The sequence below is a fragment of the Rhizobium mongolense subsp. loessense genome, from assembly GCF_900099775.1.
Taxonomy (GTDB): domain Bacteria; phylum Pseudomonadota; class Alphaproteobacteria; order Rhizobiales; family Rhizobiaceae; genus Rhizobium; species Rhizobium loessense.
In genome coordinates this window covers 167930-190021 of record NZ_FMTM01000003.1, presented here as the reverse complement: position 1 = coordinate 190021, position 22092 = coordinate 167930, and the positions used below count along the sequence as shown (strand labels likewise).

The window sequence follows — 22092 nt, the reverse complement described above, 5'->3', positions numbered from 1 at the left end:
CCATGAACAAGCTTTTCGAACCCGCGCAGATTGGCGACATTGCCGTCAGGAACCGCATCGTCATGGCGCCTCTGACCCGCAACCGCTCGCCCGGCGCAATCCCGAACGATCTGAACGTCGAATATTATCGCCAGCGTGCCACAGCCGGTCTCATCATCACCGAGGCAACGGCCATCACACACCAGGGCCAAGGTTACGCCGACGTTCCCGGCCTCTACAAGAAGGAAGCTCTCGATGGCTGGAAGCGCGTGACGGATGCCGTGCATGCAGGCGGCGGCAAAATCGTCGTACAGATGTGGCATGTCGGCCGCATCTCGCACACCACGCTACAGCCGAATGGCGGCAAGCCGGTCTCTTCAACCAATAAAGTCGCGGCGGCGAAGACCTATCTGGTCAATGCCGATGGTACCGGCAGCTTCGCGGAGACCTCCGAGCCGCGGGCGCTCGAGACATCTGAAATTCCCGGCATCATCGAGGATTATCGCAGGGCAGCGCGCGCTGCGATCGACGCAGGTTTCGACGGCGTCGAAATCCACGGCGCAAACGGCTACCTGCTCGACCAATTCCTGCGCGATGGCGTCAACGACCGCACCGACCAGTATGGCGGCTCGATCGAAAACCGCGCTCGCTTCACCTTCGAGGTGGTCCATGCCGTGACCCGGGAAATCGGTGCCGGCCGCACGGCGATCCGTATCTCGCCTGTCACACCCTCGGGCGAAAGCTATGATTCGGATCCGCAGGCGCTTTTCACCTATGTCGTCGAAGGCCTAGCTGGATATGACCTCGCCTATGTCCACGTTATCGAGGGCCAGACGGGCGGCAAACGCGACTACACGCAGGGGACAAATCCACCCTTCGATTACAAGGATCTGCGCCAGGCTTATGAAAAGGCTGGCGGCCATGCAAACTGGATGGTCAACAACGGCTACGACCGTCAGATGGCAATCGATGCCGTCGAAAGCGGCCGCGCTGACCTGGTCGCCTTCGGCAAGCCGTTCATCGCCAATCCGGATCTGGTCGAACGCCTGCAAAAGAACCTGCCGGTGAACACGCCGGACCAGGCCACCTTCTATGGCGGCGGGGCAAAGGGTTACATTGACTATCCGCTGCTCGAAAAGGTCGCCTGACTCAGACGTACTGGATGAAATCCCGCCTTGCGCGGGATTTCTTTTTCAGCTGCTGCCGTTAGAATGCGGCCATGTTCGAATCCCATCTCGACCGCTGGTCGCTGACGCCGGACGGCGAACCGATCATCACCCATTCCAGTCACCTCCTGCCTGTCCTTTGGAACGGCAAACCGGCAATGCTCAAGAAGTCTCGTGACGAGGCCGAAAGAGCCGGCGGTGCGTTGATGCACTGGTGGGACGGCGGCGGTGCCGCCAAAGTTTATGCCCATGATGACGAAGCTGTTCTGCTCGAACGGGCGACGGGCGGTCGCTCGCTGCTGAAGATGGCGATGGATGGCGAAGACGATGAGGCAAGCCGGATCATCTGCCGCACCGTCGAAAGACTGCACGCACCGCGGCAAAAGCCCCTGCCCGGCCTCATCCCGCTCCGCCGCTGGTTCCGATACCTGGCGCCTGCAGCGAAAACCTATGGCGGCATCCTTCCCGAATGCAATGCTATGGCCGAGACACTGCTTTCCGATCCACGCGATCCGGTCGTGCTGCACGGCGACATTCACCACAGCAACATTCTCGATTTCGAAGACGACGGTTGGCTTGCGATCGACCCGAAGGGCCTGATCGGCGAACGCGGCTTCGACTATGCCAATACTTTCGCCAATGAAGACCTTCCGGCCATCAGCATGCCGGGGCGCCTCAAGCGCCAGCTCCGGATCGTTTGTGCCGAAACCGGCATGGAGCCCAAACGGCTGCTGCAATGGATTGCTGCCTATTCCGGCCTGTCGGCGGCTTGGTTCCTCGGCGACAACATGAATACGTCTGCTGAGAACCCACTTGCCGTCGCGCGCATCGCTCTGGCGGAGTTGCGGCAAGCCTAGCGGCTTCCTTCAATAAAGGTCAGAGGATGTTTTCTTCATGCGGCAGATCGTGCCACGCGCAAGAGCCTGCGCTTGAATGCCGCGGAAAAGCGGCTTCATCAACAAAGTCGTCGAACGGGCGCTCGGCTCAGGCACGCGGAGAGACATCGGCGGAACCGCCACCCTTCCATTTGGTATCGACGACTTCCGTCTCCGGCCGGTCGCCGCCTTCGGCATATTCCTCATGCCATTTGCCTTTCTCGTCCTGCCAGCTGATCTCGGCGGAATCGCCGCCGACCTGCTGTTCGGCCGCCACGATGCGGGCTGCCTCCAGCGCTTCGGCATGCGACGGGAACGCTTCGGAATAGACTTCTCCCAGCCGGTAGGCCCAGCCGCCGTCATGGGGAACGACCTCGTAAACCACCTTGATCATACACCTCTCCTCTTTTCTCGTTACCCGATCTGTCGGCAATCAGCCGAGGTCGCCGGACTGCATCCGGTTCCATCGCGCGCGGCAAGGCGAGAATTACGAGGCACGCCGCGATTGCTTCCGGCTGACCAATATCGGCAGTATTCCATTAAATGCACAAGACTGCAAATTCGCCCGCAGTCGCACTGCCTGATGTGGAAGATCATCGGCTGTCGAAGAACCGAATTAGAATGTCAGGTCCGGCCGATAGCCTGCAAGAGCCCGGTCGATTGTCACAAGCTGCAATCCTTCAACTCGGGCATTGGGCGAGCAGAAGGCGGATCGAAGGGATCGCCGCTGGCGGGGACCATCGAAGACGTCGGCGATGAACATCTGCGTCCTCGTGATGTCTTGCTCTTGAGGTAAGCTTCGGACGCATCAAGGTTCACCCGCCGCGCTGCTTATGCGGGACGAGATCGAAGACCCGACGGCCGTTTCGCGATATGACAATCGTGTTCCCGTCCTCGACCTCACGGGCAAGCTCAGTCCGGCCGTTCTTGGGATCGAAGATCGATACAGTTTTCTTGCATCAAATGCAGCCACACCGACAACGACCGGATCAAAAGGGAAAAGCCCGCCATCGCTGACGGGCCTTTTCTTCAATTCTGCCAACTGCCTTACTTGCAGGCGGCGCAGAAGCGCTGGATGCGCTTGCAGGCTTCCTCGAGCAGAGCTTCCGAGGTCGCATAGGAGATGCGGAAGTTCGGGCCGAGCCCGAACGCCGAGCCGTGAACGACGGCGACGCCTTCACTTTCGAGCAGCTCAGAAACGAAATCTTCGTCGGTCTCGATGGCCTTGCCAGAAGGCGCAGTTTTGCCGATCAGGCCGGCGCAGGACGGGTAGACGTAAAAGGCGCCCTCCGGCGACGGGCAGGTGATGCCTTTGGCCTGGTTCAGCATTGAAACCACCAGATCGCGGCGACCTTCGAAGATCTTCTTGTTCACCGGGATGAAATCCTGCGTCCCGTTCAGCGCCTCGACGGCGGCCCACTGGGCAATCGACGTCGCACCCGAGGTCTGCTGTCCCTGGACCATGTCCATCGCCTTGATGAGCTCAAGCGGCCCGGCTGCGTAGCCGATACGCCAGCCGGTCATCGCATAGGCCTTGGAGACCCCGTTCATCGTCAGCGTGCGGTCGTAGAGCTTCGGCTCGACTTCGACCGGCGTGACGAACTTGAAGTCGCCATAGGTCAGGTGCTCGTACATGTCGTCGGTCAGCACCCAGACATGCGGATGCTTGAGCAGCACGTCAGTCAGCGCCTTGAGTTCGGCATGCGTATAGGCAGCACCTGACGGGTTCGACGGCGAGTTGAAGACGAACCACTTGGTCTTGGGCGTGATTGCCTTGTCGAGATCCGCTGCCTGGAGCTTGAAGTTGTTTTCCTGCGTGGTCGACACGATGACCGGCGTGCCGCCGCAAAGCGCCACCATCTCCGGATAGGACACCCAGTAGGGAGCCGGGATGACGACTTCATCGCCAGGGTTCAGCGTCGCCATGAAGGCGTTGAACAGGATCTGCTTGCCGCCGGTGCCGACGATCGTCTGCTCCCAGGAATATTCCAGACCGTTCTCGCGCTTGAACTTTGCGGCGATCGCCTTACGCAGTTCCGGGATGCCGGAAACCGGCGTGTACTTCGTCTCGCCGCGATTGATCGCGTCGATGGCGGCCTTCTTGATATTATCCGGCGTATCGAAGTCCGGCTCGCCGGCGCCGAGGCCGATCACATCGCGCCCCTTTGCTTTCAGCTCACGCGCTTTTTGGGAGACGGCGATGGTGGCTGAAGGCTTCACACGGGAAAGAGCATCGGCAAGAAAGGCCATGATATCGGTCCTATACGGTTGAAACGGGCAGAAGGCCGGGACCGGAGTTCTGCGGTTAGCTCTATGTCCAATGTGCGGCGGCATTTCAAGCGCAAAGGCGTGATGGTGCCAATGATTCTTATTGATCAGTTGCCGGGCGCGGCGGCCGAAGCATGAATCACTTTGCGAAGAACTTGAATCACTTTCTGAGGAGATGACGATTTCATCCCTGGAATCAAAAACTTCGCCGGATTCAGCCTTTGCCACGATTATGCCGCAACAAATGACACGGCATGCCGCAATTCGGTCGCGAGCCTGCCGGGATCTAAGCCTCATCTTTAGCGCTCCGCAATTGGTTGTTGAGGGTATGCCAATGTTTCTGGAGGATGAGCGAGCCGCAGGGCGGCTTCGCGCCCGCCGGGTTTCGCTTTCTTTTTTGATTGCAGCAGGGCTCGTCGTCGCTTCGACGATGACGGCATTCGGGGTCATTTCGACAGCTCGTGCTGAAAGGACGCCCCAACTGCACAAGGCCGAGCAAACAACCGGCTCGGTCACCGCACCGGTGCCGGTAGCGACCGAAGCGACCACCCTGCCTGCGGCTTCGGCGAAGCCGCCGCGGATAACGACACACGCCGACGGGCAGATCATGCGCGGGCTGACCATGCTGGTTTTCGCCCTGACCGCTGCGGGCGCACTTGCAGTATGGCGCCGCCGTATAAAGCGCCTATTGACCACGAGGACCCGGTAATGGTGTCAAGCCCCCGCAACGGAAACCGGCATCAGGATGCTTACGGGTTCGAACCGCTTCCCTCTTACCTCGAACTTGCCATGGCGACCGCGGCAGCCGCAGCCCATGACGGTTCGCAAAAGCAGGAGAAAGGCTTCCTTTTCTCGCGCTTTTCGACGGTCGAGCGGATGATTGCGCTCTGCATCGCCGGGCTTGCCCTGTACGGCATCGCGCTGATGAGCGACGGCTTCTACATCAAGGGAAAGGCTGCCGTCGCGCAGGTCCTGCTGCAGCGCGCCTTCGAGGGAACCGAGCTGGTGGACACGACGCCCACCGCCTCCATTCAACCTCGAAACACAAAGCCGTTATCCGCCCCGCAATAAGGTTGAAGCGCCCTGCCCTCCGCTCCACGTTGAAAGTGGATGAAAGCGACGGGAAACGCCACATGACTATCGCCAGAACATTCGCCGCTTCGGTGCTTTTCGGCGCGCCGGTCTTCGCACCCGGTTTCGCCGCGGCGGCAGACAGGGTCGAGACCGAGAAGGTCGCAGTCAATGTCGAAACCCTGGCGGAAGGGCTGGAGCATCCCTGGGCCGTGGAAGTGCTGCCTGACGGCGCCTATCTGGTGACCGAACGGCCTGGGCGGATGCGGATCGTCAGGGACGGCACGCTTTCAGATCCGATCAGAGGCGTGCCGGACGTCCGCGCCCGTGGCCAGGGCGGCTTGATGGACGTGGCGCTTGCGCCGGATTTTGCGACGAGCCGCACGATCTATTTCACGGCATCGACCGCCAATCGAAGAGGCTCGGGAACCGAAGCCTTCAGCGCCACGCTTGCCACCGACGGCAGCAAACTTGAGAACGTGAAGACGATCTTCACGATGAAGCAGTTCACCGGCGGCAGTATCCAATACGGTTCGCGCATCGCCATTGCGGGCGACGGTAGTCTCTTTATCAGCATCGGAGACCGCGGCGACAGCCATCGCTCGCAGGACTGGAAGGATGATGCCGGCTCGATCGTGCATATCAATGCCGACGGCAGCATCCCTGCGGACAACCCGTTCAAGGACAGCGGAAAGGCGCTGCCGATAATCTGGTCGAAGGGCCATCGCAACCCGCAGGGCATCACCTTCGACATTGCCGACGGCAAACTCTACACCGTCGAGCACGGCGCGCGCGGCGGCGACGAAATCAATGTCATTGAACCCGGCAAGAACTACGGCTGGCCGATCATCAGCTATGGACGTAATTACTCCGGCTCAAAGATCGGCGAAGGCACGGCCAAGAAAGGACTGGAACAGCCGCTGCATTATTGGGATCCGTCGATCGCGCCGGGCGCGCTCGCGATCTATCGCGGCAAAATGTTTCCCGAGTGGGACGGCGACTTCCTTGTAGCAGCGCTCAAATTCGAACTGCTTGCCCGCATGCAGCGCGACAAAAGCGGTACCTTCGTTGCAGAGGAGCAGATTTTCGAGGGTGATTACGGCCGCCTGCGGGATGTTATCGTGGCACCGGAAGGTGCGCTCTTGATAGTAACTGACGAGGCCGATGGCGCACTGCTGCGTGTCTCGCGCTCCGACCGCCAGAACGGCTAGGCACTGCGCAGTTGCTTGCGGATCACGAATTTCAGGCCGGACCAGACGGAATTGATGGCACAGACCTTGACGTCCACGAGACCGATCGGAAGCAGGATTTCCCGCAGCACATCCTCAGTTATCGTCGTCGGCAGGCGCGCTGCCTTCTTCGGCCAGGATATCCAGAGCATTCCGTCAGGCTTCAAGGCCCTCAAAAGGTGACCTGCCATGCCTTCCAGTGCAACACGCTTGGCTTCGAAGACATGTATGTAGTCAAAACATGTGCCGTCTTCGGGCAGCGCATCATCAACGCGCGAGAAGCCGGCAAAGCCGCTGATCGCGCCGATAGCGTCGGGCACGCCGATCAGCAAGGCCGCCTGCCCGTCCCTCAGGCCGAGCTTTGTGGCAAGCGGAATTCCGGGGTAACCGACGGTCATTCTTTCGGCCATGCACGCAGTCCCGGCACTCTGAGCGAGCCTTTCTTCGCCCTTGCCGAAACGAAATGCAACTGGTAATCGTCCGCGATACAACCTGCCCCACATCGAGGCCTGATATGACGCGCGTCCAGGCGAACCTCCTTCTATTGCTTGCTGCCGCCATCTGGGGCGGCGGTTTCGTCGCGCAGTCGACGGCCATGAAGGCAATCGGTCCGTTCTGGTTCATAGGCTTGCGCTTTGCAGTCGCGACCGTCGCCGTCCTGCCTTTCCTGCTCGTTGAAGTGCGCAGGGCCAGTGTTAAGACGACGCGTCGCCATCTGGGGCATTATCTCTTGATCGGCCTTGCCCTTTTCGGCGGTGCCTCGACACAACAGATCGGGCTTCAGACGACGACCGTGACGAACTCCAGCTTCATCACCGGGCTCTATGTTGTCTTCGTGCCGCTGATTGCAGTCGCCTTCCTGCGCCGACCGCCGCACTGGATCATCTGGCCGGGTGCCATCATGGCCGTCGCCGGTATCTACATGCTGTCCGGCGGTCATCTTTCGGCGCTGACCACAGGCGACGGCCTGACGGTCGTCTGTGCCGCGTTCTTGGCGATACAGATCACGCTCGCCGGCACGACGGTCTGCGACACGGGAAGGCCCCTTACGCTGTCGGCAGCCCAATTCGCCGTGACAGCGCTCGCCGCACTTTTCGTGGCCGCAATTGTCGAGCCTATCAGCATGGAGGCGATCTTGGGCGCGGCACCGGAGATCCTCTATGTCGGCGTCTTCTCTTCCGGCGTCGCTTTCGTGCTGCAGGTGATCGGCCAGCGCTACACCACTCCGTCGCAAGCCGCCATCTTCCTCTCCTCCGAAGCGCTCTTCGGCTCGGCACTCGGCGCCCTGCTACTTGGAGAGAAGATGCCGCCGCTCGGCTATGCAGGCGGTGCGCTGATGGTTATCGCTATGCTTGTGGTCGAACTGGTACCGGAACTCAAAAAAAGACGCAGCCAGCCCGCTTGAGCAATGGCTTTTTCCACGTTGGACGGCAATTCTGGAAAAAAATTAGCGCGCGTTCTAGGACGCGCTATCATTGCATTTTTGGGAAAAACTGCTCTCAACTTTTATTGCAAGCAATACAAAACCGTTAACATCCCTGGGCTGCGAGCGAAATTTTGCGTTTTGACGCAAATAGGATAGCCGACCTGAATGTGCTTTCGATAACACGTTAAAAAACTTTTGCTTGCCAATTCCCCTTAATCGCAGCAATCTCACGGCGTTCGGGCATTTTGCGAGCATGGGAAGTCCTTAAGTATGTGCGCGCCGGAAACGCTAATATTCCGGTCAGCCGGTTTCGCCAAGATGGGGAATAATCCCGTCGTGAGACAGGCCGAGGTAGAGGGGACCTTTTTCTCGAATTTCAAGAATTGCCTGCCAACGCCCCGCAAGGGACATAGTTGATGCTGCCCGTGTGGATGGCGGGCAGAGAGAAAAGGACCTGACGCATGGCCGAGACTGGCACTGTAAAATTCTTCAATACCGACAAAGGATTCGGATTCATCAAGCCGGACAAGGGTGGCGCCGACATCTTTGTTCACATTTCTGCCGTTCAGGCATCCGGCCTTGCCGGCCTGACGGAAAATCAGAAGGTCAGCTTCGACACGGAGCCGGATCGTCGCGGCAAAGGCCCCAAGGCCGTCAATCTGCAGATTGCGGGCTGAGGCCTCCACAAGGCCGTCGAATTCGAGTTGAGGCCCGGCAGCCATGCCGGGTTTTGTCATTCAGCGTCCGTTCAGATAGCCGCCACTATCTTGTCATCATCACGGTGCAGGAACCGCTCACGGGGTTCCAAGAACAGGATATGATTATGAACAGGCTCGCCAAGACATTTCTTCTGACCGCTACTGCCGCAGCCCTCACCCTTTCTGTAATCGGCGAAGCATCCGCCCGTGACCGGTGGCATCGCCATAACAATGGCGACGCAGCGCTTGTCGGCGGCGCCGTCGGTCTCGCAACCGGCCTGATCGTCGGCTCGGCGATCGCCAATCAGCCGCGCTATTATGAAGAGCCGCGCTACATCGATCCGCCCTATGAGCCGGAATACGAAGCCGTGCCGGTTTACCGCGCGCCGCGTTACTACGCCCCTGTCCGGGCTGATATCGAGCCTTGGACGCCGCAGTGGGAGCGCTATTGCTCTTACCGGTACCGCAGCTTCGATCCGAGAAGCGGCACCTTCGTCGGCAACGACGGCCGCGAGCACTTCTGCACCGCAGGCTGATCCGCGGACCATTTAAACGCAAAGCGCCGCTCATCGGGCGGCGCTTTTGTTTTGTTCGTCTGCCGAGATCAGATGCCTCTGAGGAACGGGTTGCCGCGTCGCTCGTCGCCGATGCGGCTGCCAGGGCCATGCCCGCAGATGAAGCCGACGTCATCTCCAAGAGGCAGCACCTTGTCGCGGATCGAACCCAGCAGTTGCTGGTGATTGCCACCCGGCAGATCGGTTCGGCCGATCGAGCCGTTGAAGAGCACGTCGCCGAGATGGGCGAAGTTCTGGGCACGATTGAAATAGATGACATGGCCGGGCGCGTGGCCGGGTGTGTGATAAACTTCAAACTCGTGGCTACCGAAGGAAATCCTGTCGCCATCCTTCAGCCAGCGGTCCGGCACGACGTTTTGAAGACCGGTAATGCCGTATTGCAGCGCCTGCATCTCGATCCGCTCCAGCAACTGCCGATCGTCCTCGTGCGGACCGACGATTTCAACGCCGAGCGCTTCCTTCAGTTCTTTTGCGCCACCCGCGTGGTCGAGATGCCCGTGCGTCAGCCAGATCTGCTTGATGATCAGGCCGTTCTCCTCAAGCGCTTTGAGAATGACCGGAACATCGCCGCCCGGATCGACGACTACGCCCTCCTTCGCGTCCGGATCGAAGAGAACCGTGCAATTCTGCTGGAAGGGTGTCACCGGAATGATGCCGGCCTGGAGCATGCCCATGATATGCCTCGCTTGTCTCTGCCTGCTTCCGATATAGCTTGAAAGGTCATCAAAGCCAGCCGCCTTTTACCAGGCATTGCCCTTGCCTCACGCCTTCAAGACGCATCGTAACAACAGTTCATCGCCTCTGAAATGGCCCGGCGCTGTCCAGCTTTATCATTAAATTTCAATTCGTTGCGATTTTCCGATGAATCCAGAATTCAGCCCGGGCGGTCAAGCGGCGGAACTAGATGGTGAACGGAGCGTTTCATTCCAGCTAAAGCAAGGAGAAAAAGAATGACCTTCACGAGAAATCTTTTCCTGGCAGGTGCCGTGCTCGCCGCGAGCGCTGGCTTCGCCCATGCGGAAATGAGCGCGACGGCCATCAACGACCTCAACGTGCGTTCCGGGCCTGGACCGCAATATCCCTCGGTCGGCGTGGCAACGCGGGGCTCTGCGGCCATCTTGGATGGCTGCATCCAGGGCAGCCGCTGGTGCCGCGTCGATGTTAACGGCATGCGCGGCTGGGTCTATGCTGAATACCTGCAGGTGGAGCACCAAGGCAACGCGATGATCGTCGAAGAGAACGAGGCCGTTCTTGGCGTCCCGTCTGTGACATATGAATCGACCGCAACCGTGGTGCCCGCCGATCCGCAGCCCGCGCCCGGCGATGAACTGCTTGGCCCCGTCGGCTCCGTGGAAGCGATAACGCCACCGGAGACGGTCCGCACCTATATCGAAACCACGCCGACGCAGACGGTTCAGTTGGGCGGCGATGTCGTCGTGGGTGCCGAGGTTCCGGATACCGTGACCTTCCAGGAGATTCCCGACTATCAGTACCGCTATGTGCGCATCAATGACCGGCCCGTGCTCGTCGATCCCGGCACCCGCCGCATCGTCTATGTCTATCAATAAGCGTGCAGTGTGAGGCGGTCGTTGGACCGCCTCATTCCGTTAGCGTTGCCAGCAGCTTTCTGCCGCACCGAACTTCTCACATGGGTTGCTTTTAGCGCCCCTTCCATCCTCGACACTCGAAAATCGCGATATGTCGCAGGAGCGGCGTTGGCGGTGATCCGAATTGATCGCCCGGGCCGGAGATCATGGAAACGATTTCCGCTCATCACACAACTGATGCCGGTGCAATCGTTAGCATCGGCGGGAGCATCCTGTCGGGTGTCGAATTCGGTAAAACAAAGTCCGGTGCGCGAAAGGCGCGACCGGACTTTCTGGCCGATGGAGACGTTACTCGGCCGCGATAGACGCCGCGGGATAAACTTCCTTCATGTAGTCGTTCATCAGCGTCTCGGAGATCGTCGCCGGCGTGAATTTATAAGGTCCGATCTCGGAGACCGGCGTCACTTCCGCAGCAGAGCCCGTCAAGAAGCATTCGCTGAAACCCGAAAGCTCTTCTGGCTGGATTGCCCGCTCGACGACCGGATAGCCGCGGCGCTTGGCGAGTTCGATCACCGTCTGGCGCGTAATGCCGTTGAGGAAGCAGTCGGGAAGTGGCGTATGGATGACGCCGTCCTTGACGAAGAAGATGTTGGCGCCCGTCGCTTCGGCGACCTGGCCGCGGTAATCGAGCATCATCGCATCTGCATAGCCCTTGGCCTCCGCGGCATGCTTGGAGATGGTGCAGATCATGTAGAGGCCGGCGGCCTTCGACGAAGACGGCGCCGTCTTCGGGTCGGGGCGGCGATATTCGGCTATATCGAGGCGAATGCCCTTAAGCTTTTCGGCGGGATTGAAGTAGCTGCCCCACTGCCAGATGGCAATCGCAACATTGATGCGGTTTGACTGCGCCGAAATCCCCATCATTTCGCTACCGCGCCAAGCGATTGGGCGCACATAGGCATCGGAAAAACCTTGGCGCTTCAGCAGTTCGATAGTTGCCGCATCGAGTTCCTCGACCGAGTAAGGCACCTTGAATCCAAGGATTTCAGCGGACTTGTGAAGACGCTGATTATGCTCCGTCAGCTTAAAAACGCGTCCCCCATAGGCGCGCTCGCCTTCGAAGACCGCACTGGCATAATGCAGACCATGCGTCAGCACGTGAACCTTCGCGTCCTTCCAGGGCACGAATTCGCCGTTGAACCAGATTTCGCCATCCAGCTGATCGAAGGGAACTGAAGCCATTCTCTTATCCTCCGGCGCCCGCACGCCATGCCTGTTGATTGTTGCCCATATTACGTTTTATCCACTACGCAGTGGGGAAAAATATGCGTTGTATGGGGAGGAAAGACGGGCCGGTTTCGAAGGAACGTCCCGCCTCCGCAAAGTCCGGGGAAGCTAACAGTGGCGTAAAATTGTGTCAACAAAGCTGACATATCTTTGCTAAAGTTTCCCGGAGCCTGCAGAACGAGAAAGGAAATGACGTGGCGGCACGACAGACCAGCTCGAAAGTAACCAACGCCGAACCATTGGCCGCACCGATGGAAAACACCGGCATCATCGATTTCGAGATCATCGAGCTCTTCTTTTTCGCCTATCGCGATTTTGTATCTGATCCGGATGCGATCCTCGAAAAAAGCGGGTTCGGCCGGGCTCATCATCGGGTAGTGCATTTCGTTAACCGTGAGCCGGGCATGACCGTTGCCGATCTTTTGGATACATTGAAGATTACCAAACAGAGCCTCGCTCGGGTGCTCAAACAACTGATCGATTCGGGGTATATTCGTCAGGTTGCTGGGCCTGAAGACCGGCGCCAGCGTAAGCTTTATCCGACTAAGACCGGGCGCGAACTCGCGCTCGCTCTGGCGGAGCCGCAATCGCGCCGCATTGAGAGAGCATTCGACGGTGCCGCTCCGGACGTGCGCGAAAGCGTGAAGGCATTTCTGAGGGGTATGAGGGACAGACAAACAACGAAAGCGGATTGAATGGCGGGGAAGACAATCATTTCTGATGACGCGGCGCATCTGCTGGTGGTCGATGACGACACCCGGATCCGCGCTCTTTTGAACCGTTACCTGACGGAGAACGGCTTCCGGGTGACCGTGGCTGCAGATGGTGCCGAGGCGCAACGCAAGCTCGCCGGGCTCGACTTCGATCTCATCATCATGGATGTGATGATGCCGGGCGAATCCGGCATCGACGTGACGCGCGGCCTGCGCGCCATCAAGAACGTGCCGATCATCATGCTCACGGCGCTTGCGGAATCCGACAATCGTATTGCGGGTCTTGAAGCCGGCGCCGACGATTATCTCTCGAAGCCTTTCGACCCGCGCGAACTGGTGCTGCGCGTCAATAACATCCTGCGCCGCAACGCCTCGGACGCGCCGAAGATCGAGCAGATCATGTTCGGCCCATACACTTTCTCGCTCACCCGCAAGGAGTTGAAGAAGGCGACGGAAGTGATCCGCCTCACGGATCGCGAGCAGGAAATCATGCTGCTTTTTGCCAAGCGCGCCGGCGACACCATTCCGAGGCACGAGCTCATCGGCAACGACGTCGACGTCGGCGAGCGCACGATCGACGTGCAGATCAATCGCCTCCGCCGCAAGATCGAGGACGACCCTGCAAATCCTGTCTGGCTCCAGACGGTTCGTGGTATAGGATACAGGCTGAGCATCGATTGATGGCTTCAACGTCAGGATCGCGACAGTGATGGTAACTTTCGACTCCCTGCGCCGCGAAGAACGATCGCCAGCCTCCGGATGGAAAGGATTCGGCCGCTGGCTACGCCGCCGCCTGCCGACCGGTCTCTACGTCCGTTCGCTGCTGATCATTATCATTCCCATGGTGCTGCTGCAGTCCATCGTTGCCGCGGTGTTCATGGAGCGGCACTGGCAGATGGTGACGCAACGCCTGTCGATGGCCGTCACCCGGGATATTGCGGCAATCATCCAGATCATCGAAACCTATCCGCAGGATACGGATTACAGCGAGGCCACCCGTATCGCCCGCGAGCAGTTGAACCTTCAGATTTCGATCGAGCCTGACGGAGATCTGCCGCCGCCGCGCGAAAAGCCATTCTTCTCCATCCTCGACGGCATCCTGAGCGATGAGATCAGCGATCAGATCAAGCGACCGTTCTGGATCGATACGGTGGGAGACTCGAGCCTCGTCGAAATCCGTATAAAGCTGGACGACAAGATTCTGCGCGTTTTGACCAAGCGCAACCAGACCTACGCGTCGAACACACACATCTTCATCGTCTGGATGGTCGGCGCTTCTCTCGTGCTCATCGGCGTGTCGATCCTCTTTCTGCGCGGCCAGATTCGGCCGATCCTGACGCTCGCGCAAGCCGCCGAAAGCTTCGGCAAGGGACATAAACACGATGACTTCTATCCGCGCGGCGCCGACGAGGTCAGGCGCGCGGGTCTTGCCTTCATCCTGATGCGCGAACGCATTGAAAGGCAGATCGAACAGAGAACCGCGATGCTCACCGGCGTCAGTCACGACCTACGCACGGTGCTCACGCGTTTCAAGCTGCAGCTTGCCCTTGCCGGGAACAGCCCGGAACTCCAGGGACTGAATGACGACGTCAACGACATGCAGTCGATGCTCGAGGCCTACATGGCCTTTGCGCGCAGCGAGATCGAGGAGGATGTCGGAGAACTAAAGCTTACCGAACTGCTCGGAAAGATCGCAACGGATTTCGCTCTGCACGAAAAGCAACTCACCTATTCGATCGAAGGCGAAGACAGGATCTCGGTTCGGCCGAACGCATTTACGCGCCTGGTGACCAACCTCGCATCCAATGCCCGCCGCTACGCGAATACGCTGAACATCGAAGCGAAACACGGCGCAAAATGGCTGACGCTGAATTTCGACGACGATGGCCCCGGCATTCCTGAAAAGAACCGCGAGGATGTCTTCAAGCCCTTCTTCCGTCTGGATGAAGCTCGCAATCTGGACGATTCCGGCACCGGACTGGGCCTTGCGATCGCGCGCGATATCGCCCGTAGCCATGGCGGCAATGTCACGCTCGGCGACAGCCCGCTCGGCGGTCTGCGCGCCACCATCCGGATCCCCGCGTGAGTTCCAGATGGCAATCGACCGGAAAGAAATGACCTGGCTCAATCCTCCGCCCTTGGCGGAGCTTCACGAGGGTGCATTGCATGTCCGATCGGGCGACAAGACGGACTTTTGGCAAGGTACCTATTACGGGTTCCACCGTGATGACGGCCATTTTCTCTATCATCGGCGCAAGGGCGACTTCACGGCAGAAGTGACATTTTCCGGACGCTATCAAGAGCTGTACGACCAGGCCGGCCTGATGATACGAGCAGATTCAGCGCACTGGATGAAATGCGGAATCGAATATACCGACGGCGCAAGGCACTTCAGCACCGTCGTGACCAATAGCAATTCCGACTGGTCGGCCTTTCGCATCGAGCACGAATTCGACCTGCTCTCCCTTCGCGTGACCCGCAACAAGGACGCACTTTTCATTCAGTACCGGACCGACCGGATCAGCGAATGGCGTATGGCACGCCTCGCCTGGTTCGATCCGTCGATTGAAGAGGTTATGGTCGGCCCGGTATTCTGCTCGCCGCAGCGCTCTGGCTTCGAAGCCATCTTTCATGATTTCACGCTGACTGATCCGGTCTCGCGCGACATTCACTGATCACATCAGCTTCCTGCCGTTCGGCACCGGCTTGTCGGTTGCAGCAAGAACGATCGCACCCGCCTCGTCTTCGAAGCCGAGCGTCAGCACTTCCGAGCGGAACGGTCCGATCTGGCGCGGCGGGAAGTTCACCACCCCGAGGACCTGGCGGCCGACGAGGTTTTCCAGCGTGTAGTGAACGGCGATCTGCGCCGAGGATTTCTTGACGCCGATTTCCGGGCCGAAATCGATCAGAAGCTTGACCGCCGGCTTTCGAGCCTCCGGAAAGGGCTGGGCCTCAATGATCGTGCCGGCACGAATGTCCACACGCTCGAAATCGGCATAGGTGATTTCTTCAGCCATCGCGCGTCTTCAACCGGCAAGCTCTTCGGCACGCGCGCGCGCAGCCGCAAGAGCCTCGTCGAACAGCGGCTGCATGCCCTTTTCTGCCATAAGCACTGAAAGGGCCGCGGCCGTCGTGCCGCCCGGCGACGTTACGTTCTGGCGAAGCTTCGAGGCGTCGTCGGGGGACTGGTGTAGGAGTTCACCAGCCCCCGCGACAGTTTCCCGTGCAAGGCGCATGGCAAGGTCCGCCGGCAGGCCAAGCTTACGGCCTGCTTCTGCCATACACTCGACGAGATAGAATACATAGGCCGGGCCGCTGCCTGACAACGCCGTCACGGCATCGATATCCGATTCGGCCGAAACCCACTCGACAGGACCCGAGACGCGAAGAAGCGAATGAACGCGATCGCGCTGACCGGTGCTGACGCGCGGATTGGCGAAGGCGCCGGTGACGCCGCGGCCGATCATGGCGGGCGTATTTGGCATGGCCCGGACCATGGCGGCTTCGCCGAGATGCTTTTCGAGGAAAGCCAGCGTCTTTCCGGCAGCCACCGAGACGACGACCGTCTTGGATCCGACAGCGCTTTTGACCGGTGGCAGGACTGTCTCCATCACCTGCGGCTTCACCGCGAGGAAGATGACATCCGCCTTCAGGCCGGCGGGAACGGTTGAGGCATACGTCGCGCCCGCATCGCCGATGACCTTCATCATCGCGGGCGACGGACCCGGATCGACCACGACAACGGAGGATCCTGGAACTCCGCTTTTCAGCCAGCCGGAAAGCATCGCGCCGCCCATATTGCCGGCGCCGACAAGAACGACTGTATCGGAAGACGATGGTGACATTTTACGCTTCGCCGACCGTTTCGAAGAGGACTGCTTCCATGGCCTTGGCAGCATCCAGCCCCGACCAGATGACGAACTGGAACGCCTGATAATAAGCTTCGCAGGTATCGAGCGCGCTGGAAAGCAAAACTTCCACCTGACGGTTCGTTGGCTCGGCACCGCCCGCCAGAAGCAGCGACTGCCGGAAGATGATGACGTCTTCCTGCCGCCACAGGTCGAAATGACCCATCAGAACCTGCCCGTTGATCGCCGCCAAAAGCTTGGTGACCTCGTTGACGCGAGCTTCTGGAACCTTGATGTCGAACGCGCAGCCGAGATGCAGCGCCTCGAATTCCTCCATCCAGGAGAAGGAAATGTGGTAATCGGCCCACTTCCCCTCGACCGTCATTGCGATCTCGTCCTCGCCCGACCGCTCAAACGACCAGTCGTTATTGGCGGCGACGTACTCGATCATATCGACCGGGTTCGACTGACGCTCGAATTCCAATTCCATAAGGCTCATGCAGCACCTTCTTGACCGGAATGAATGCGACTGAACTTGGGTTTACGAACACAAGAAAAGACACACGCAAATACCGGAACCACCACTCGGATGTTCGTTGAACCGCTGCCAGACCTAACGCAGTGAACCTGCCCGGAGCTTACCAATGTCCGCTTCGAATCATCATTTAAAATCAGTGTATAACGCCCCCGGTGACAAGCCAGCCCCTCTCCGGTCATTTCCGGAAAGGCACTGTGGACAGCCGTTCGGAATTTGATTTCAGAAGGAGGTTGTAAACGACTCTGCGTATTGGCTTTTTTGGCAGTGTCCACAGGTGGAAAACGACACCTGATTTTTTTGTCGATGAGGCGGTGTGCCGCTTATGCGCCACACCGTACCCTGTGCCTGAATGGATTTACTTCGTTTTTGCAGCAAGCTTTGCTTCGAGCGCAGCGACTCGGGCAAGCAGCGCTTCGTTCTCGTCGCGCGCCTTGATCGCCATTTCGCGGACGGCCTCGAATTCCTCGCGCTTGACCACATCCATGGTGTTCAGCCAGCGTTCGGCCTGAGCGTTGAAGGCCGTCTCGATTTCCTTGCGCACACCCTGGGCAGCGCCTGCAGCATCCGTCATCAGCTTGGCGAATTCGTCCATGATGCGGTTTGTTCCACTGGTCATGGCGGTTTTTCTCCTTCCCACCACATGATTTTGATGGGCCTGAAGCCCTAAGGAATGAGGTAGGGCTTTGCTGTTAAGGATGCAAGCGCTTTGCTCTGGATAAGCCGCTCAGAGCGTTGCTCTGCCTCACAATCGACTTGACCGCTTCGTATCGCAACGCCATGTTCCGCGCACATCAACGGGTGGAAAAGCCTTGCCAACTGCAGCCAATCTTCTTTCGATCATGCCCTTTCCGGATATCGATCCGATCGCCTTTTCGATCGGTCCTGTGGCTGTTCACTGGTACGGTCTCGCCTATGTCGCAGGCATCATGCTCGGATGGCTCTATGCCCGGCAGATCGCCGGCAATGATGCGCTTTGGCCGGGCAATGCCTCGCCCATCACCAAGGCGCAGGTCGACGACTTCATCGTCTGGGCGGCCCTCGGCATCGTTCTCGGCGGTCGCATCGGTTACATCTTTTTCTACGATCTGCCGGCGGTGATCGAGAGCCCGCTCCGTGCCATCGAGATCTGGAATGGCGGTATGTCCTTCCACGGCGGAACGATCGGCACGACGATCGCCATGATCCTCTTTGCGCGCAAGAACGGCATTCCTGTCTGGAGCCTTTTCGACATCGTTGCTACCGTGGTGCCGATAGGCCTGTTCTTCGGCCGCATTGCGAATTTCGTCAACGGCGAGCTTTGGGGGCGGCTTACGGATGTGCCATGGGCAGTCGTGTTCCCGACCGGCGGGCCGTTTGCGCGGCATCCGAGCCAGCTCTATGAAGCAGGCCTCGAAGGCATCGTGCTGCTGCTTTCGCTTGCTCTTATCGTCTACGGTTTCCGGGCGCTAAAATCACCGGGGCTTGTTACCGGTTTCTTCGTCTGCGGCTACGCGCTGTCACGCATATTCGTCGAGTTCTTCCGCGAGCCGGATGCGCAGCTTGGTTACCTGCTAGGCACGAACTGGCTGACCATGGGCATGGTCCTTTCTTTCCCGATGATTCTGCTCGGCATCTGGGCCATGGCGCGCGCCCGCCGCCAGGCCGCTTTGCAGCATTGAGCCCGTCAGGACTGTACGATCATGACGACCGCACTCGGTGAAAAGATAAAAACGATCATTCAGGCAAACGGGCCGATCAGCGTCACAGACTATTTTTCACTCTGCCTCGCTGATCCGCAATACGGCTACTATCGCACCCGCGAGCCCTTCGGCCGATCCGGCGATTTTGTCACTGCGCCCGAAGTCAGTCAGCTCTTCGGCGAAATGATCGGGGTCTTCGTCGTGCATGCCTGGCAGCGGCATGGCGCGCCGGCAGGCGTGCGCCTCGTTGAAATCGGCCCCGGTCGCGGGACGATGATGGCCGACATGCTGCGCGTCATCGAGCGTCTCGCCGCGCCGCTTTTCGAGAATATGACGGTTCATCTCGTCGAAACGAGCGAGCGCCTGCGCGGCATCCAGCAGCAGACGCTTGACGCACATGAGGGAAAGATCAGCTGGCATTGCGATTTCGAGGACGTGCCGCCGGGCTTCACGCTGATTGCGGCAAACGAGCTATTCGACGCCATTCCGATCCGCCAATTCGTCAAGACGCCGACCGGCTTTCGTGAGCGCCTGGTTGGCCTCGATATCGATGGCGAGCTGACATTCGCCGCCGGGGTCGCCGGCATCGATCCGGCACTGCTGCCTCAATCACCGCAGGCCGCGCCGGCCGGCACGCTCTTTGAGATTTCGCCGGCCCGGCAGGCTGTGATGATGACGATCTGCGATCGCCTGAGGGCTTTCGGCGGCACGGCGCTGGCGATCGATTACGGTCATCTCGTCACCGGCTTTGGCGATACGCTACAGGCCGTGCGCATGCACGAGTTCGATCCGCCGCTCGCCCATCCCGGTGAAGCGGACCTGACAAGCCATGTGGATTTCGAAGACCTTGCGAAAACCGCTGTCGGCGCCGGTCTGCATCTCAACGGCGCGTTGCACCAGGGCGATTTCCTGATCGGCCTCGGCATTCTCGAGCGCGCAGCCGCTCTCGGCCGCGATCGTGAACCACGCACCCAGCAGATCATCCAGAGCGCGGTAGACCGTCTGGCCGGCTCCGGCGAAGGACGGATGGGCGAGCTTTTCAAGGCGATGGCCGTCTCCTATCCGGCCGTCGATCTCATGCCGTTCCGCCCGGTGGATTGACAGGACGCGCGGCCCTGGGCCAACATCCGGCGCAATCAAGAATGCTTCGCCGGGCGGGCCGGCGGACAAACACCCCGGAATCACTGATGCAAGACGCGGCTTCTCCCGCACCGATCGAAAGCGCGCTGTTGAACGAAGCGGCCGGCGAAGCGATCCGCCACGGCTATTTCACACGGGCGGGCGGCGTGTCGCAGGGGCTCTATCGCGGCCTGAATGTCGGGCTTGGCTCGAACGACGACCGCGCAAAGGTGATAGAGAACCGCCGTCGCGTTGCCGCCTGGTTCAGCCAGCCCTTGGAAAGGCTCGCGACAGTCCATCAGGTTCATTCGCCAGATGCGGTCACCATAGACAGCAGCTATGACGGCACGCGCCCCGAAGCCGATGCGCTGGTCACGGCAACGCCTGGCATCGTCCTCGGCGTTCTTGCTGCCGACTGCGGCCCGATCCTGTTCGCCGACCCGGAAAACCGGGTGATCGGCGCCGCACATGCCGGATGGAAAGGTGCACTGACGGGCGTCCTGGAAAACACCGTTGTAGCGATGGAAAGGCTTGGAGCGAAGCGCCGGGCCATCATCGCCTGCCTCGGCCCCTCGATCAGCCAGACAAGCTATGAGGTCGGTCCGGAATTTGTCGAGCGCTTCGTCACACAGGATTCGTCTTACGAGCGCTATTTCATTCCTTCGAAGAAGTCGGGCCATGCGATGTTCGACCTTCCGGCGCTGACAGTCGACCGACTGCTGGAGGCGGGTGTGCGCGCCGAAAGCCTTGGCATTTGCACCTATCCGGACAGCGAGCGCTTTTTCTCGTACCGGCGCACCACACATAATAAAGAGCCGGACTACGGCCGCCAGATTTCAGCGATCAGCATCAGGGAGATTTGACCGAATGGCACTGCATTTCGAAAGGGCCGAATTCGCAAGCCGCCTCACGCGCCTTACTGACCAGATGCGCGCGGAAAAGCTGGATGCCATCCTGCTCTTCGCGCAGGAAAGCATGTACTGGCTGACGGGCTACGACACGTTCGGCTACTGCTTCTTCCAGACGCTGGTGGTCAAGGCCGATGGCACGATGTCGCTGATTACCCGCTCTGCGGACCTTCGTCAGGCCAAGCACACGTCGATCCTCGAAGACATCCACATCTGGGTCGACCGCGTCAATGCCGACCCGACGCTCGACCTCAGGAACCTGCTGGTCGATATGGACCTGCTCGGCGCGCGCATCGGCGTCGAATACGACACCCACGGCATGACGGGCCGAATCGCCCGCCTGCTCGACGCCCAGCTTTCCACCTTCGGCCAGATCGTCGACGCCTCCTATCTCGTCAGCCGCTTGCGCCTCGTGAAAAGCCCAGCGGAGGTGGTCTATGTCGAGCGTGCCGCAACCCTTGCAGATGATGCTCTGGATGCCGCAATCAGCCTGACCAAGTCCGGCGCCGACGAGGCGGATATCCTTGCCGCCATGCAAGGTGCGGTCTTTTCGGGTGGTGGAGACTACCCGGCCAACGAATACATCATCGGTTCCGGCACGGACGCCCTGCTCTGCCGCTACAAGGCCGGCCGCCGCAAGCTCGATGCAAATGACCAGCTTACGCTCGAATGGGCGGGCACCTATGCCCACTATCACGTCGCCATGATGCGCACGATCGTCATCGGCGAGCCGACGCACCGCCACCGCGAACTCTATAACGCCTGCCTGGAAAACCTGCAGGCGATCGAAACCGTACTGAAACCGGGGCACACTTTCGGCGACGTCTTCGACATGCATGCCAAGATCATGGATGAGCGCGGGCTTGCCCGGCATCGGCTGAACGCGTGCGGCTATTCCCTCGGCGCCCGATTCTCGCCGTCCTGGATGGAGCATCAGATGTTCCATGTCGGCAATCCGCAGCCGATCGAGCCGAACATGTCGCTCTTCGTGCACATGATCATCGCCGATTCCGACACCGGAACCGCCATGACGCTTGGCCAGACCTACCTGACGACGACGGATGCGCCGCGCACCCTTTCCCGCCACTCGCTCGATTTCATCGGTGCATGACGGGCAATCACCGGCAAGAATCCGGAATTGACAGCCGACAGCCCCCGCCCCCATA

The 22092-nt window shown here is 59.7% G+C and carries 26 protein-coding genes and 1 pseudogene; 17 read left to right on the top strand and 10 right to left on the bottom strand.

Features of this window, described 5'->3' with window-relative positions; translation table 11 throughout:
• Positions 1 to 2: 2 nt before the first annotated feature.
• Positions 3 to 1127, top strand: a complete 1125-nt coding sequence (locus BLP23_RS12160; RefSeq protein WP_092585124.1) for an alkene reductase — start codon at positions 3 to 5, stop codon at positions 1125 to 1127.
• 71 nt (positions 1128 to 1198) lie between these two features.
• Entirely contained in the window at positions 1199 to 2002 is an 804-nt protein-coding gene (locus BLP23_RS12155; RefSeq protein ID WP_092585123.1) for an aminoglycoside phosphotransferase family protein, read from the top strand.
• Positions 2003 to 2129: 127 nt separating this feature from the next.
• Here the strand turns inward: BLP23_RS12155 and BLP23_RS12150 are convergent, their stop codons facing one another.
• The 3 genes and pseudogenes from BLP23_RS12150 to BLP23_RS12140 all read right to left on the bottom strand — a co-directional run bounded on the left by BLP23_RS12150 (position 2130) and on the right by BLP23_RS12140 (position 4270).
• Positions 2130 to 2414 (bottom strand): DUF2188 domain-containing protein, encoded by a 285-nt coding sequence (locus tag BLP23_RS12150; protein ID WP_022714246.1) that lies wholly within the window; start codon positions 2412 to 2414, stop codon positions 2130 to 2132.
• A 339-nt stretch (positions 2415 to 2753) separates the two neighbouring features.
• Positions 2754 to 2961 (bottom strand): annotated as a pseudogene (locus BLP23_RS35260) (type II toxin-antitoxin system Phd/YefM family antitoxin); the annotation flags it as partial.
• A 106-nt stretch (positions 2962 to 3067) separates the two neighbouring features.
• Positions 3068 to 4270 (bottom strand): pyridoxal phosphate-dependent aminotransferase, encoded by a 1203-nt coding sequence (locus tag BLP23_RS12140; RefSeq protein WP_092585122.1) that lies wholly within the window; start codon positions 4268 to 4270, stop codon positions 3068 to 3070.
• A 352-nt stretch (positions 4271 to 4622) separates the two neighbouring features.
• Between BLP23_RS12140 and BLP23_RS12135 the strand changes: the two genes are divergently transcribed.
• From BLP23_RS12135 to BLP23_RS12125, 3 genes are all read left to right on the top strand, one after another.
• The gene (locus BLP23_RS12135) at positions 4623 to 4997 is read left to right on the top strand and encodes a hypothetical protein (RefSeq protein WP_092585121.1); all 375 of its coding nucleotides are present in this window, start codon (positions 4623 to 4625) and stop codon (positions 4995 to 4997) included.
• The gene (locus BLP23_RS12130; protein ID WP_092585120.1) at positions 4997 to 5359 is read left to right on the top strand and encodes a hypothetical protein; all 363 of its coding nucleotides are present in this window, start codon (positions 4997 to 4999) and stop codon (positions 5357 to 5359) included. Before BLP23_RS12135 ends, BLP23_RS12130 begins: the two co-directional genes overlap by 1 nt.
• 62 nt (positions 5360 to 5421) lie before the next feature.
• Positions 5422 to 6570, top strand: a complete 1149-nt coding sequence (locus BLP23_RS12125; RefSeq protein ID WP_092585119.1) for a PQQ-dependent sugar dehydrogenase — start codon at positions 5422 to 5424, stop codon at positions 6568 to 6570.
• On the opposite strand, the gene BLP23_RS12120 is transcribed toward BLP23_RS12125, so the two are convergent.
• Entirely contained in the window at positions 6567 to 6998 is a 432-nt protein-coding gene (locus BLP23_RS12120) for a DUF3052 domain-containing protein (RefSeq protein ID WP_092585118.1), read from the bottom strand. The two genes, BLP23_RS12125 and BLP23_RS12120, sit on opposite strands and share 4 nt — an antisense overlap.
• A 104-nt stretch (positions 6999 to 7102) precedes the next feature.
• On the opposite strand from BLP23_RS12120, the gene BLP23_RS12115 reads away from it, so the two are divergent.
• From BLP23_RS12115 to BLP23_RS12105, 3 genes are all read left to right on the top strand, one after another.
• Entirely contained in the window at positions 7103 to 7993 is an 891-nt protein-coding gene (locus BLP23_RS12115; RefSeq protein ID WP_092585117.1) for a DMT family transporter, read from the top strand.
• Between the two features lie 482 nt (positions 7994 to 8475).
• The gene (locus BLP23_RS12110; RefSeq protein ID WP_007534130.1) at positions 8476 to 8691 is read left to right on the top strand and encodes a cold-shock protein; all 216 of its coding nucleotides are present in this window, start codon (positions 8476 to 8478) and stop codon (positions 8689 to 8691) included.
• Between the two features lie 146 nt (positions 8692 to 8837).
• A complete protein-coding gene (locus BLP23_RS12105) occupies positions 8838 to 9248 on the top strand; it encodes a BA14K family protein (RefSeq protein WP_092585560.1) in 411 nt (136 codons plus the stop codon).
• Between the two features lie 68 nt (positions 9249 to 9316).
• Here the strand turns inward: BLP23_RS12105 and BLP23_RS12100 are convergent, their stop codons facing one another.
• Positions 9317 to 9961 (bottom strand): MBL fold metallo-hydrolase, encoded by a 645-nt coding sequence (locus BLP23_RS12100; RefSeq protein ID WP_092585116.1) that lies wholly within the window; start codon positions 9959 to 9961, stop codon positions 9317 to 9319.
• Positions 9962 to 10237: 276 nt separating this feature from the next.
• Between BLP23_RS12100 and BLP23_RS12095 the strand changes: the two genes are divergently transcribed.
• Positions 10238 to 10855, top strand: a complete 618-nt coding sequence (locus BLP23_RS12095) for a DUF1236 domain-containing protein (RefSeq protein WP_074069026.1) — start codon at positions 10238 to 10240, stop codon at positions 10853 to 10855.
• Between the two features lie 327 nt (positions 10856 to 11182).
• Here BLP23_RS12095 and BLP23_RS12090 read toward each other — a convergent pair whose 3' ends face one another.
• Positions 11183 to 12076 (bottom strand): branched-chain amino acid aminotransferase, encoded by an 894-nt coding sequence (locus tag BLP23_RS12090; protein WP_092585115.1) that lies wholly within the window; start codon positions 12074 to 12076, stop codon positions 11183 to 11185.
• A 296-nt stretch (positions 12077 to 12372) separates the two neighbouring features.
• On the opposite strand from BLP23_RS12090, the gene BLP23_RS12085 reads away from it, so the two are divergent.
• From BLP23_RS12085 to BLP23_RS12070, 4 genes are read left to right on the top strand one after another with little or no spacing between them, the layout of a single operon-like run.
• Positions 12373 to 12816, top strand: a complete 444-nt coding sequence (locus BLP23_RS12085) for a MarR family winged helix-turn-helix transcriptional regulator (protein ID WP_051154449.1) — start codon at positions 12373 to 12375, stop codon at positions 12814 to 12816.
• Complete coding sequence (locus BLP23_RS12080) at positions 12817 to 13515, top strand: response regulator (protein ID WP_022714235.1); 699 nt, start codon at positions 12817 to 12819, stop codon at positions 13513 to 13515.
• 28 nt (positions 13516 to 13543) lie between these two features.
• Positions 13544 to 14920, top strand: coding sequence for an ATP-binding protein (locus BLP23_RS12075; protein WP_092585114.1), 1377 nt, complete (start codon positions 13544 to 13546; stop codon positions 14918 to 14920).
• A 7-nt stretch (positions 14921 to 14927) separates the two neighbouring features.
• Complete coding sequence (locus BLP23_RS12070; protein WP_092585113.1) at positions 14928 to 15509, top strand: DUF1349 domain-containing protein; 582 nt, start codon at positions 14928 to 14930, stop codon at positions 15507 to 15509.
• Here BLP23_RS12070 and BLP23_RS12065 read toward each other — a convergent pair whose 3' ends face one another.
• From BLP23_RS12065 to BLP23_RS12050, 4 genes are all read right to left on the bottom strand, one after another.
• Positions 15510 to 15851 (bottom strand): tRNA-binding protein, encoded by a 342-nt coding sequence (locus BLP23_RS12065; protein ID WP_092585112.1) that lies wholly within the window; start codon positions 15849 to 15851, stop codon positions 15510 to 15512.
• A gap of 9 nt (positions 15852 to 15860) precedes the next feature.
• Entirely contained in the window at positions 15861 to 16679 is an 819-nt protein-coding gene (gene proC, locus BLP23_RS12060) for a pyrroline-5-carboxylate reductase (RefSeq protein WP_092585111.1), read from the bottom strand.
• 1 nt (position 16680) lies between these two features.
• A complete protein-coding gene (locus tag BLP23_RS12055) occupies positions 16681 to 17181 on the bottom strand; it encodes a type III secretion system chaperone family protein (RefSeq protein WP_092585110.1) in 501 nt (166 codons plus the stop codon).
• Between the two features lie 394 nt (positions 17182 to 17575).
• The gene (locus BLP23_RS12050; RefSeq protein WP_022714228.1) at positions 17576 to 17836 is read right to left on the bottom strand and encodes an accessory factor UbiK family protein; all 261 of its coding nucleotides are present in this window, start codon (positions 17834 to 17836) and stop codon (positions 17576 to 17578) included.
• A 193-nt stretch (positions 17837 to 18029) separates the two neighbouring features.
• Between BLP23_RS12050 and lgt the strand changes: the two genes are divergently transcribed.
• The 4 genes from lgt (at position 18030) to BLP23_RS12030 (ending at position 22037) form a co-directional block, all read left to right on the top strand.
• On the top strand, positions 18030 to 18878 hold the full coding sequence (gene lgt, locus BLP23_RS12045) for a prolipoprotein diacylglyceryl transferase (protein WP_092585109.1): 849 nt from the start codon (positions 18030 to 18032) through the stop codon (positions 18876 to 18878).
• Positions 18879 to 18899: 21 nt separating this feature from the next.
• A complete protein-coding gene (locus BLP23_RS12040) occupies positions 18900 to 20000 on the top strand; it encodes a class I SAM-dependent methyltransferase (protein ID WP_092585108.1) in 1101 nt (366 codons plus the stop codon).
• Between the two features lie 86 nt (positions 20001 to 20086).
• Complete coding sequence (gene pgeF / locus BLP23_RS12035) at positions 20087 to 20881, top strand: peptidoglycan editing factor PgeF (protein ID WP_092585107.1); 795 nt, start codon at positions 20087 to 20089, stop codon at positions 20879 to 20881.
• A 4-nt stretch (positions 20882 to 20885) separates the two neighbouring features.
• Positions 20886 to 22037: a M24 family metallopeptidase gene (locus BLP23_RS12030; RefSeq protein ID WP_092585106.1), complete on the top strand. Its 1152-nt coding sequence runs from the start codon at positions 20886 to 20888 to the stop codon at positions 22035 to 22037.
• Positions 22038 to 22092 lie beyond the last annotated feature (55 nt).

Coding starts and splice junctions, on each gene's coding strand:
- BLP23_RS12160 (WP_092585124.1), top strand. CDS start 3: ATGAACAAGCTTTTCGAACCCGCGCAGATTGGCGACATTGCCGTCAGG.
- BLP23_RS12155 (WP_092585123.1), top strand. CDS start 1,199: ATGTTCGAATCCCATCTCGACCGCTGGTCGCTGACGCCGGACGGCGAA.
- BLP23_RS12150 (WP_022714246.1), bottom strand. CDS start 2,414: ATGATCAAGGTGGTTTACGAGGTCGTTCCCCATGACGGCGGCTGGGCC.
- BLP23_RS12140 (WP_092585122.1), bottom strand. CDS start 4,270: ATGGCCTTTCTTGCCGATGCTCTTTCCCGTGTGAAGCCTTCAGCCACC.
- BLP23_RS12135 (WP_092585121.1), top strand. CDS start 4,623: ATGTTTCTGGAGGATGAGCGAGCCGCAGGGCGGCTTCGCGCCCGCCGG.
- BLP23_RS12130 (WP_092585120.1), top strand. CDS start 4,997: ATGGTGTCAAGCCCCCGCAACGGAAACCGGCATCAGGATGCTTACGGG.
- BLP23_RS12125 (WP_092585119.1), top strand. CDS start 5,422: ATGACTATCGCCAGAACATTCGCCGCTTCGGTGCTTTTCGGCGCGCCG.
- BLP23_RS12120 (WP_092585118.1), bottom strand. CDS start 6,998: ATGGCCGAAAGAATGACCGTCGGTTACCCCGGAATTCCGCTTGCCACA.
- BLP23_RS12115 (WP_092585117.1), top strand. CDS start 7,103: ATGACGCGCGTCCAGGCGAACCTCCTTCTATTGCTTGCTGCCGCCATC.
- BLP23_RS12110 (WP_007534130.1), top strand. CDS start 8,476: ATGGCCGAGACTGGCACTGTAAAATTCTTCAATACCGACAAAGGATTC.
- BLP23_RS12105 (WP_092585560.1), top strand. CDS start 8,838: ATGAACAGGCTCGCCAAGACATTTCTTCTGACCGCTACTGCCGCAGCC.
- BLP23_RS12100 (WP_092585116.1), bottom strand. CDS start 9,961: ATGGGCATGCTCCAGGCCGGCATCATTCCGGTGACACCCTTCCAGCAG.
- BLP23_RS12095 (WP_074069026.1), top strand. CDS start 10,238: ATGACCTTCACGAGAAATCTTTTCCTGGCAGGTGCCGTGCTCGCCGCG.
- BLP23_RS12090 (WP_092585115.1), bottom strand. CDS start 12,076: ATGGCTTCAGTTCCCTTCGATCAGCTGGATGGCGAAATCTGGTTCAAC.
- BLP23_RS12085 (WP_051154449.1), top strand. CDS start 12,373: ATGGAAAACACCGGCATCATCGATTTCGAGATCATCGAGCTCTTCTTT.
- BLP23_RS12080 (WP_022714235.1), top strand. CDS start 12,817: ATGGCGGGGAAGACAATCATTTCTGATGACGCGGCGCATCTGCTGGTG.
- BLP23_RS12075 (WP_092585114.1), top strand. CDS start 13,544: ATGGTAACTTTCGACTCCCTGCGCCGCGAAGAACGATCGCCAGCCTCC.
- BLP23_RS12070 (WP_092585113.1), top strand. CDS start 14,928: ATGGCAATCGACCGGAAAGAAATGACCTGGCTCAATCCTCCGCCCTTG.
- BLP23_RS12065 (WP_092585112.1), bottom strand. CDS start 15,851: ATGGCTGAAGAAATCACCTATGCCGATTTCGAGCGTGTGGACATTCGT.
- proC (WP_092585111.1), bottom strand. CDS start 16,679: ATGTCACCATCGTCTTCCGATACAGTCGTTCTTGTCGGCGCCGGCAAT.
- BLP23_RS12055 (WP_092585110.1), bottom strand. CDS start 17,181: ATGAGCCTTATGGAATTGGAATTCGAGCGTCAGTCGAACCCGGTCGAT.
- BLP23_RS12050 (WP_022714228.1), bottom strand. CDS start 17,836: ATGACCAGTGGAACAAACCGCATCATGGACGAATTCGCCAAGCTGATG.
- BLP23_RS12040 (WP_092585108.1), top strand. CDS start 18,900: ATGACGACCGCACTCGGTGAAAAGATAAAAACGATCATTCAGGCAAAC.
- pgeF (WP_092585107.1), top strand. CDS start 20,087: ATGCAAGACGCGGCTTCTCCCGCACCGATCGAAAGCGCGCTGTTGAAC.
- BLP23_RS12030 (WP_092585106.1), top strand. CDS start 20,886: ATGGCACTGCATTTCGAAAGGGCCGAATTCGCAAGCCGCCTCACGCGC.